Genomic DNA, 9118 nt, shown 5'->3' with positions numbered 1-9118 from the left:
TATGAATATCCTGCTTTTGATCTTTGTTCTGATAATATCTTCTGTATCATTTAGCAGTGCAGCTTTTGCGACAAGTTATGACATCAACATGCCGACTGGTTCTGCAAGTCCTGACGCCCCATTTTTTTGGCAAAATGAAAAATCTGGATTAGCTACTGGCGACATTGATATCTTTGTTGGAGATACTGTTGTATGGCAAAACGCAGATACTGCAAAACATACTATAACATCTGGAACTGTCGAGGATGGACCTGATGGCATCTTTGGCGGTTCAAATTTTATCTCACCTGGACAATCATACAAATTTACTTTTACCCAAACGGGTCAATTCCCGTACTATTGTCTGATTCATCCTTGGATGACTGGAACAGTATTTGTTACAGATGGGGCCAAAATAATTACCCAAGTTGGAAAGACAGTTGGCGATGGCTCTACAACATTTAACGTAGAGTATTTTTCTGACAGACTTCTTGCTGTGAGTGCAATTGACGAGGGCCAAAAATCAATCACGTTTGAGATAGTTGGAAACGCTAAATCCGACGATGAAACCCTGAAAATTAAATTGCCTTCTGATCTAATTGATGGTCCGTTTGTGATTTTTATTGATGGAAAAAAGATCACTGACTTTGAAGAGACAAATGAAAGCGACATCTCCACAATAACCGTTTTGCTGCCAAACGATGCAAAACTGCTCACAATAATAGGAACATCTGTTGTACCTGAATTTGGAGTCATGTCAATTGTGATACTTGCAGTTGCTACCACAATTATCATGCTAGCAAGCCGAAAATCTGGATTTAAAATAAAACTCTGATCGAAATCATTTTAAATTTATGAAAATGTGAAATTTGTTTACCTGTTTTTTTATACTTTAGCAAACTATCTCAAAAGTGATTGGAAAGCACTGGTAATATCCAACAATTCACAAATTCACAAATCATTGAAAAAATTCAATATTTCATAGATACCAATAAAGGCGATGTTGGGAGGCTCTATCACATTTTAGAACATTTCAAACAAAACAAACCGCTTTACCAATCTGACAAAAATTATTTGGAAAGCAAGCTCAGCGTATCCTTTGAAATAATTGATGAGAAAAAACCAAACGACAATCCTGTTCTCTCAAAGATTCAATTGCTGATGAGCACTGAAACAGGCGACCCTGGAAGATTGCAGCACATCTATGACATGATATATCAAAACAAACCGCTTTATCATTCTGATCAAGTATACCTTGAAAGCAAACTCGATGAACAGGATCCTCCTGAAAATATCGTTACAAGATTAGAATATTCTAAAAACCGTTATTCTGCTCCAAAAGAGACCGTCTTTGAGGCAAAACCTCCTGCAAAGCTTCAAGTTCAAAAATTACGAGGCTCGATGCCAAAGGACTGGTCTCCTCCAGAAAGCAATTCAAATGAGTTAACTGGAATATATGAAAAAATAAAAACCGAAGAAGAACTACTTGCAGAAAAGAAAAAAGAACACGACCAACTCCAACTGCAACGCTCAAAACTATCTCAACTTATCTTAAACAGAAAGGATTATGAAAAACAAGTCTTACTTGAAAAAACTCTGCTTGAATCTCAAATAAAAGAAGAACATCTCAGCATTCAAAATCAGACAAAGATATCTGAGCAAATTATTTTACAGAAAGCAGAACTAGAACAAGTAAAGTCTGAAAGAAATGAACTGATGAAAAAAATTTCAGTTGATAAAGAAAAGATAGCAATAGACTTGGAGTTTCAAAGGAAGCAGCTTCTCCAGACAAAACTAGAACAAGAAGAGATTGACAAGCAGATAAAGAACGAACAGATTCAGCTTGCTAAAATGGCTGAAGAGCAAAAATCAAACCTGCTCAAACAATCCAAAATAGCACATGAAATAAATGAAAAGCAAGGATATCTGGAAAAGACCAAAAAAGAATACGAAGACATCGTATCTCAGGTAAACCTTGAAAAAAGTAAACTAATTGAGTGTGAAAAACTAAAAAAACTAATTGTCTCTCAGGAAAAAGATCTGGTAAAAGCACAAAAAGAACGACTAAAGATAAACCAGATAATATCAAAAGAGAAAGAAAACATTGCCAAAAAGACAAAAGAAGAACAGGCAAAACTAAAGCAGCAAAGCGTCCTTGTAAAACAGCTAGCGTCTGAAAAAAAGAAACTGGAAAAAATAAAACTGGAACGAAAAAAAGTTGAAGAAAAGATCAAAAAATCAAAACCAGCAAAGAAAACAAGAGCACCCAGTAAGAAAGCAAAACCTGCCAATTCTGAGCCTAAAATAGCAAAATCTACTGAAAATACAGATTCTGCCTAGACTGTTTGCATCTAATCAAGATTCACAATCATGTCGCCCAATGTTAATCACTTCTTTGAATTAAACTAATTTTGAATTGCTTTTGTAAAATGAAGTTATTTGTCGCATTGGTATTCTTGTCGTTTAGTATAATTCCTGTTGCATACGGTTCCGAAATTACTGGCACTCCTAAAATGGAAGTGTTTGGTCCTAATGACTGGATTACTGTTTTTGTAGATGTTGATGGATATGCTGGCGGTTCTGTTGAATGGACTGCAACTCAACCTGATGGCAAAGTAATTGCTGGCTCTCTTCCAAGCTTGCAAGCATCAAAGGCAACACACAACATTATTCGAACGGCATTTGATAATCAGTTTGGTAATTGGACAATCCAGTACAATTACAAAGACACTCAAAAAACAGTTGGCGTTTTCGTTGAACCATTGGAAGTAAACATCACTACTGACAAAGACACCTATGGCAAATTTGATAAAGCAATTATGAAATTTTCTACAAACTATTACGAGCCAAGTGCATCAAAAGCTGAAACCTTGCATGTAAAAATTCTAGATGATAACGGCTCTCCTGCAAAACTAGTTGAGGAGTATAAAACCAAAGTATCGCAAGCAAGTATCGTAGAAGTCTTTTCAATGGATAACTTGCTAAAACACAATCCTTCTGGAACTTATCACATAGTTGCAAAATATTATTCAGTAGAAGTCGATGTTCCATTTACTGCTTCAAGTGTAAGCGCAGAGACCAACATCTTCATGGGCAGTGACAAAAATCTCTATGATCCTGGAGACCCAGTTGAAATCAACATAGTCGTGCCTGAGATTTCACTAAATTCTGGAGTTTTGACAATAACATATCCGTCTGGAAAGACAAACACCACAACTATTTCTCCAATTGCTCCATTGAACCGAATAACATTTGACGATGTTACGACATCTGAGATTGGAACTTTTACTGCCAAGTTTGTATATGGCCCAAACATTGTAACAAAAACTTTTGACGTGCTTGCAGAAACACTTGAAAAACCAATGTACAAATCTGAAAACATTGAAGACACAGTTGCAATTCCACAATGGGTCAGAAACAATGCTGATTGGTGGTCTAAAAACCAAATCACAGATTATGATTTTAAAAATGCCTTGCAATACATGATACGAGAAAATATTATTGTAATTCCTGTTTTGCCTAACTCTGATTCACCTGTAACTGAAATTCCAGGATGGGTCAAAAACAATGCAAAATTCTGGGTAAATGGTGAAATCACGGATCAAGAGTTTGCAAAGAGCATCGCATTTCTAGTAACTTCAGGTATTATCAAAATCTAAAACACTTCAATAGCTTATATTTGCCAAACTAACTTGGCATCGTAATGGTTGCTAAACCAAATCTGCTAAAAATCGTTGAATCCATGATTAACTTGGATCCAAAAATGAGATTTGCTGCAATCATTGATCAAAAGGGAAACATCAGAGAAGCAATCATGAAGAGTGGAAAGACCTCGCTAAAAACCCAAAAAGAAGAGGAGCATTTTTGCAAACAGGTTGCTCAAAGAAGAAAGATGAGACAGGAATTTAATCGAACTTTGGGAAAGGTTCGATACGTTCACGTTGAAAGAGAAAAAGTAACACAGATGGTAACCTATACTAGAAGAAATATCGTATATTTTACAATGGAGCCTGAAATGCCAACTAACACTAAAATCCGAATCATCACAAAAATTAAAAAAATCACAGCTCATCTTTAATTTCATTACGTTCACATTTTGCTAAATGACTCTCAAAAAATACATTATAGATTCAAAGATGTTTGAGTATGACCGCCATTACCGGGAGTGTCAGCAGAGCAATCAGCCGTTTATCAAGGCCAAAATAAATCCGATAAACGGAAATTATCATGTCCAAATTGACATGATGCCTTGCGATTACGAGTTTACAGTTGACGGGGAAAAACAGCTAAAGAAATTATTTGATGACGAGGTTTTGTTTCTAAAATCATATCCAAAAAATTCGTTTAGTGGCAGTAGTATCAATAAAGAACTGTCCTGGTTTGATGGCGTCCTGCCTGACAGGTTGGTTTTATTTTGTGAAAAATTATACGATATATCTCAGAATTATCACGGATAGATTATTTACACTAATATTGAAATTTGATAAGAGCAACTCATGTCAAAACCAATCAAAATTTTAATTGACGAGATGGATGATGGATGGGATGACAAGCTACGCAAGTTGGGATACGATGCATACAGCGTAAAGAAGCTTCGCAGTGACGGTCTAAAACTGCGTACCGATTATTCTGTGATTAATTATGCAAAGGAAAACGACATGATTCTAGTTACACGCGATACTGAAAGCGGTCAGGCATGTGAAGAAAATGATTTGCCTTTCATACTACTTGACAATGAAGAGATTTTCAAGATAGTAGTTGACAAATTAAAAAATATCTAGTTTACGCTCTCTGTTCCTATCTGGGATATCCTTAGATTTCCTATTACCTCATTTAGAAACTCTTCTTCTGGCTGGTGCACAATTATCTCCATCATTCCCTCCCAGCAATCACTGATCTTTCTTGTAATCTGTGAGAACATTCTATCTTTTTTAAATGTGGGATAGTGTGACAATAGTTTCATCACTCCGTCAATTGACTGTACAATGTGGATGAGATGAATTATCGTTCGCAGTCTTTCTTGAAACTCTAATTTGTTTTGCTCAATTATTTGTTTGAACTCTTTTATGTCCTCAAAAATTATCTCGATCTCTTTATGCACGCCTTTGAGCTGATTGTTTACAGTCTCTGATATGTTGATTATTTGATATTCAATATGGGACTTGCTGTACATCTTTCTTTCTACTTCGCCTGACTCTACAAGCAAACTGATTTCACGATGAACCATCTTTTCATTTCCAACTCTTTTTATCACTCTGCTTGTAAGCTCGGTTCCGCGAATCTTTCCGCTCTCATTTAGTACACGTAAAATTTCAGTTCTAATAATGTCAGAGTCCATATTTTTCTTGTATCAAACTCAATCACTTAAACGTACAAGTGTCTCTTGTGGCTATCTGGGTTCATCTGTTGTACTTTTCTAAAATCTTGGACTCGCCGTCTTTTTTTAGCTCTTCAATCAGATCTTCTAAAATTTTAATCCCGTTTATGATTGGCTCCTTGTCTAGTTTTTTGTTTTCTATCTTTTGCTTTAGTACCATCTTTTCATTGTGTATAAAACTCAAAAGGCTAACTTTACCATGTATGTTCAAGTTAATGTAAAATTTTACATAGTCATTTGTGGTCTTTATGCCCATGTTTTTGATGATTTTTTCTACTATTTGATTTGTTGTTCTAAATCCTGAGGTTAATGGTGCGTCTATGTGTACTATGAAAAACATACAGAATCTTATCTTTATGAAATATTTCTTACTGTTATGCCAGAATTGGAATATGATGTTTTAAATTCCCTAAGGGAATCAACTGACAGAAAAATTGAACGACTAGAAAAGAGAATAGAAGATTTGCACCTGTACATAGGTAATCTTAATGAGCGACTAAATTACCTAAACGAAAAAATTGCTGACTAGTCTTCTTTTTAATTTATTTTTCATGCATCTGAATATTGCGACAATATGACAGGTTTATTTACAATTTCACCTGTAATGTATTATGGACACATGTGATATTAGGACTCGTGCATACAAAAATGGAAAAACTTTTGCAGAGTGCAGAGAAATTGCCGAGTCTATGAATCTATCATTTAAAGAACATATTGAAAAAAATGGTAAAGTTCTGTGGACTGAAATTTTGGAAAAAGTTGATCATGACGAACTAATTTACAAATTGACATTAAAGTATCTCAGACGAGACGGATACGACATTGGAAATCATAAAATTCCTGAAGTAAAAAAATTTATTTCGTAGAATCTATCTTGCAGCTGCCATCTGGGTTTCTGAGTTTTCTTGCCATTATTATTGGCGTTACAAATAACACCGGGATGGATATTGCAATGAAAAATGTTTGCAGCTGTGACAATGCAATGGATAGTGCAATGCCGCTAGCAGTTCCGACAAATACTGATAGAAACGTACCTGCACATGTTGGGCATGCAATGAACAATCCCGCAGCTGCACCAACTGTACTTACACCTCTTCCTTTTTTTGATATTGTATATGCGCTAACTGCAATTGACATGTTCAATCCGACCAAGTATGATACTACTAGTTGAAGCACCAAGTTGATTGGTAAAATTTGCAATCCAACATGCTCTGTTAGATATATTATGACTTTGGGCATGTATCCAAATTGATCACAGCAAGGAGCAACAAACCCTGAAGGTATGGTTGCACCATAGTGTGTGATGAAATTTACTTCTGGCTGATACACAAGTGTTCCTGATATCAAAGAAAAGAAAATTCCATATGTGATAAATGTGACTAGAAAAATTTTTCTTGATTTGGAATTCCATGTGGTAATTGCAATTATTGACAAAATGTCAGTTCCATTTTTTTGCACTTTTTCTTTATGATACATGTACAGCCCATATGCTATTGCTCCAAACGCTGCAAGCAGTATGATATAAAACCCATATGCTATTCTTTGAATTGCATCCATCGCATCTGGTGTGAATACTTCGGGATTTTGGTATCTTGAATAAATTACAAATATGAACGCCATTACTGCAAATCCTAAAACGATTAGTTTTTTTCCACTGCTGGGATATTTCTCTTCCAACATTTTTTTGTAATTTGTTTATGAATTAATTCTATTCTCTTGCTTGCATTGATCTTGGCTGTAATTTACGCATGAATTTGTCGTAGTTGGAATTTTAATTGTTATTTGTTGATTTTGTATCTTTGTTTTTATTGTTTATGATCTGGATCTGAGAAAAATTATTTTTAAATATTTTTTATAAAAGTCATGAAAAATTCTCACAAGTTAAAATGATTATCCTTAGTATCTTTATAAGCAGTGAACCGAAATGTAAATTGCATAACAATGGAAATTGATCAAGCACAAGAACCAGATTATGAATCAGTAAAAATCGACTATGTTGGATTTGTAGATCCTTATGCAGTTGAAGGAATGCTTGTCCTCAAAGGCGATGATGACAAAGAGTTTCACATGAGAGCATTTTCTGGCGAGGTTGCAAGACATATATCCAGTTTTGTTGACAGCTCGGCTGAATCAGTTCCGTCAATTTACAAAATGATAGAAGAGATTTGTGAAGAAAACGAGTTGATACTAGTCAAGGTCAAGATTTATGAAAGCGGCGAAGTGTTGCGCGCAAATCTGTACTTTACTGGAAAAAAGGATCTTGTATTGCGAAATTATCGAGCATCTGATGCCATGGCATTAGGGGCTTTGTATAACATTCCAATTCTAGTACGCAAAAATCTGCTAAAAGAACACATGGAAGCATAAGTGACATTTGATCTAAAATAAAATTAATCTACCAGTGCAAACTATCCAAACCAAGTGACTGAGACTAGAGTAGATGATGCATTAGACATGTTAAACATTTTTGCAGATACTATTCGTTCTACTGTTTCTGAGCTTGAAAAGCAAATAGCAAATAAAGAAGACGGCGAGATTAAAAGAACTTTTGAAGTGTTTATGGACATGGAGATAAGCAGAATCTATGCAATTGAGGAGATAATTCGCAAACTAGAGTCTGATGAATAACTAGTTTATCTTGATGATTCCAATTTTGACTAGATGTTCTATTCCACTGATAAAGTCTGTCTCTGTAATCTTGTCTTCTGACCACCACTTTGCATTGTTTCTTACCCACGATGGTATCTCTTGAGTAAAAATTCCAGTCGATTCTCTGACTTCACTCACCTTGATGATGTCTTTTTGTACCAAATATTGGATTCCAATTACAAAATCTCTGTCAGTAATTGTTCCACTTGACCACCACTTTGCATTTTGTTTTATCCATGAGGGTATGCCTTGCTCTGCTGGCTTTTCTGATATTGATTCAAAGGTTGGTTGAGGTGTCTCTAAAATTGGAGTAGTGTTGATTGGCTTGAATCCGTTTGGCGTGTAAATTGATTTTATCTTTTGTACATCGATTGGTTTTATCTTCATTAGCTTTGAGTTCTCATGTGAAAACACTGCCATGATTGATTCTGCATCAACCAATCCTTTTGCCCAAACTGAATTTACTTTTGGATCATCTGCTTGATAGTGACCCAATCCCAATGCATGTCCAATCTCATGAGTTATTGTAGTTCGAAGTTTTTCTGACATTAGTATGCCTTCTCCATAACATACGCTATAGTAGATGTATTTCTCGTCACTTGTTTTGCAGATTTGTATGTCTCTGTAATAGATTTTAATTAATTTAAAACCAGAATCATCTGAATATGTTACTCCTAGCACTCGATACATCTCGTTTTTCTCTGTTGGTATTGGGTAAAATTCAATTATGACATTACAATCTTTTTGCAGATTGTTTTGCACATCTTTTTCTGTTAATAGTTTGTAGTTTATCTTCCAGTTGTCCTTTGTGTTTTTTCCCTCTTGTACTTGTAATGCAGATTGCCAATCCTGGACTGCAAGCCTTGCAGACTCTTCTAGTCTGTCAACTCCCCACTGTTTTAGATATGGATCCTGTTCCAGTGTTGGTTGATATGTGCAGACAAGCGGTGTGTCAAAGAATTGTCTGCCAAATATTTTGTATTCGACATTGTATCCAAATGAATCATGTACAAGATTTATGCTCAAAAGAAAGCCTATTGCAAACAGTATGATTATGATTTTCAATATCTTTCTTGATTTTCTAAAAACTTAAGGATTTAGTAGAATGGAATC

At 35.2% G+C, this 9118-nt stretch carries 14 protein-coding genes; 10 read left to right on the top strand and 4 right to left on the bottom strand.

Translation table 11 applies throughout. From position 1 onward, the window contains the following. Position 1 precedes the first annotated feature (1 nt). From DSQ20_RS05500 to DSQ20_RS05475, 6 genes are all read left to right on the top strand, one after another. Positions 2-814: a PEFG-CTERM sorting domain-containing protein gene (locus DSQ20_RS05500; protein ID WP_179364887.1), complete on the top strand. Its 813-nt coding sequence runs from the start codon at positions 2-4 to the stop codon at positions 812-814. 80 nt (positions 815-894) lie between these two features. After that, complete coding sequence (locus DSQ20_RS05495) at positions 895-2319, top strand: chromosome segregation protein SMC (RefSeq protein WP_179364886.1); 1425 nt, start codon at positions 895-897, stop codon at positions 2317-2319. Positions 2320-2408: 89 nt separating this feature from the next. Next, positions 2409-3638: a hypothetical protein gene (locus tag DSQ20_RS05490; protein ID WP_179364885.1), complete on the top strand. Its 1230-nt coding sequence runs from the start codon at positions 2409-2411 to the stop codon at positions 3636-3638. Positions 3639-3682: 44 nt separating this feature from the next. After that, complete coding sequence (locus DSQ20_RS05485) at positions 3683-4057, top strand: DUF6659 family protein (protein WP_179364884.1); 375 nt, start codon at positions 3683-3685, stop codon at positions 4055-4057. Between the two features lie 25 nt (positions 4058-4082). Further along, positions 4083-4436: a hypothetical protein gene (locus DSQ20_RS05480; RefSeq protein ID WP_179364883.1), complete on the top strand. Its 354-nt coding sequence runs from the start codon at positions 4083-4085 to the stop codon at positions 4434-4436. 39 nt (positions 4437-4475) lie between these two features. Further along, complete coding sequence (locus DSQ20_RS05475; RefSeq protein ID WP_179364882.1) at positions 4476-4760, top strand: DUF5615 family PIN-like protein; 285 nt, start codon at positions 4476-4478, stop codon at positions 4758-4760. Here DSQ20_RS05475 and DSQ20_RS05470 read toward each other — a convergent pair. Together DSQ20_RS05470 and DSQ20_RS05465 are read right to left on the bottom strand one after the other, a co-directional pair. After that, positions 4757-5317 (bottom strand): hypothetical protein, encoded by a 561-nt coding sequence (locus DSQ20_RS05470; RefSeq protein WP_179364881.1) that lies wholly within the window; start codon positions 5315-5317, stop codon positions 4757-4759. The two genes, DSQ20_RS05475 and DSQ20_RS05470, sit on opposite strands and share 4 nt — an antisense overlap. A 61-nt stretch (positions 5318-5378) precedes the next feature. Continuing rightward, on the bottom strand, positions 5379-5696 hold the full coding sequence (locus DSQ20_RS05465) for a hypothetical protein (protein WP_255458143.1): 318 nt from the start codon (positions 5694-5696) through the stop codon (positions 5379-5381). 36 nt (positions 5697-5732) lie between these two features. Here DSQ20_RS05465 and DSQ20_RS05460 point away from each other — a divergent pair, with 36 nt between their 5' ends. Together DSQ20_RS05460 and DSQ20_RS05455 are read left to right on the top strand one after the other, a co-directional pair. After that, positions 5733-5885: a hypothetical protein gene (locus DSQ20_RS05460; RefSeq protein WP_007550387.1), complete on the top strand. Its 153-nt coding sequence runs from the start codon at positions 5733-5735 to the stop codon at positions 5883-5885. An 82-nt stretch (positions 5886-5967) separates the two neighbouring features. Beyond that, positions 5968-6222 (top strand): hypothetical protein, encoded by a 255-nt coding sequence (locus DSQ20_RS05455; protein WP_179364880.1) that lies wholly within the window; start codon positions 5968-5970, stop codon positions 6220-6222. On the opposite strand, the gene DSQ20_RS05450 is transcribed toward DSQ20_RS05455, so the two are convergent. Next, entirely contained in the window at positions 6212-7036 is an 825-nt protein-coding gene (locus DSQ20_RS05450) for a hypothetical protein (RefSeq protein ID WP_179364879.1), read from the bottom strand. The genes DSQ20_RS05455 and DSQ20_RS05450 overlap by 11 nt on opposite strands. A 261-nt stretch (positions 7037-7297) precedes the next feature. Here DSQ20_RS05450 and DSQ20_RS05445 point away from each other — a divergent pair, with 261 nt between their 5' ends. Then, positions 7298-7723: a bifunctional nuclease family protein gene (locus DSQ20_RS05445; protein WP_007550391.1), complete on the top strand. Its 426-nt coding sequence runs from the start codon at positions 7298-7300 to the stop codon at positions 7721-7723. Between the two features lie 54 nt (positions 7724-7777). Beyond that, on the top strand, positions 7778-7984 hold the full coding sequence (locus tag DSQ20_RS05440; RefSeq protein ID WP_179364878.1) for a hypothetical protein: 207 nt from the start codon (positions 7778-7780) through the stop codon (positions 7982-7984). Here the strand turns inward: DSQ20_RS05440 and DSQ20_RS05435 are convergent, their stop codons facing one another. After that, on the bottom strand, positions 7985-9070 hold the full coding sequence (locus DSQ20_RS05435; RefSeq protein ID WP_255458142.1) for a hypothetical protein: 1086 nt from the start codon (positions 9068-9070) through the stop codon (positions 7985-7987). Positions 9071-9118: the final 48 nt, after the last annotated feature.

The organism is Nitrosarchaeum sp. AC2 (assembly GCF_013407385.1).
Lineage (GTDB): Archaea > Thermoproteota > Nitrososphaeria > Nitrososphaerales > Nitrosopumilaceae > Nitrosarchaeum > Nitrosarchaeum koreense.
The sequence above is the reverse complement of the archived record's forward strand: the minus strand, read 5'-3'. Positions and strand labels throughout refer to the sequence as shown.